The 763-nt window shown below is 59.9% G+C and carries 1 protein-coding gene; it reads left to right on the top strand.

Annotation, left to right across the window (positions count from 1 at the left end; all coding sequences use genetic code 11):
- Positions 1-61: 61 nt before the first annotated feature.
- Positions 62-763: IS6-like element IS6100 family transposase (locus QP997_RS09710; RefSeq protein ID WP_284847001.1), on the top strand; the 702-nt coding region annotated here is incomplete at its 3' end.

Here is a 763-nt window from a genome sequence, read left to right as displayed (position 1 = left end):
GGCTCTGTTGCAAAAATCGTGAAGCTTGAGCATGCTTGGCGGAGATTGGACGGACGGAACGATGACGGATTTCAAGTGGCGCCATTTCCAGGGTGATGTGATCCTGTGGGCGGTGCGCTGGTATTGTCGCTATCCGATCAGCTATCGCGACCTTGAGGAAATGCTGGCGGAACGCGGCATTTCGGTCGACCATACGACGATCTATCGCTGGGTCCAGTGCTACGCCCCGGAGATGGAGAAGCGGCTGCGCTGGTTCTGGCGGCGTGGCTTTGATCCGAGCTGGCGCCTGGATGAAACCTACGTCAAGGTGCGGGGCAAGTGGACCTACCTGTACCGGGCAGTCGACAAGCGGGGCGACACGATCGATTTCTACCTGTCGCCGACCCGCAGCGCCAAGGCAGCGAAGCGGTTCCTGGGCAAGGCCCTGCGAGGCCTGAAGCACTGGGAAAAGCCTGCCACGCTCAATACCGACAAAGCGCCGAGCTATGGTGCAGCGATCACCGAATTGAAGCGCGAAGGAAAGCTGGACCGGGAGACGGCCCACCGGCAGGTGAAGTATCTCAATAACGTGATCGAGGCCGATCACGGAAAGCTCAAGATACTGATCAAGCCGGTGCGCGGTTTCAAATCGATCCCCACGGCCTATGCCACGATCAAGGGATTCGAAGTCATGCGAGCCCTGCGCAAAGGACAGGCTCGCCCCTGGTGCCTGCAGCCCGGCATCAGGGGCGAGGTGCGCCTTGTGGAGAGAGCTTTTGGCATT

Source organism: Corynebacterium sp. MSK039, from assembly GCF_030232315.1.
Taxonomy (GTDB): domain Bacteria; phylum Actinomycetota; class Actinomycetes; order Mycobacteriales; family Mycobacteriaceae; genus Corynebacterium.
The sequence above is the reverse complement of the archived record's forward strand: the minus strand, read 5'-3'. Positions and strand labels throughout refer to the sequence as shown.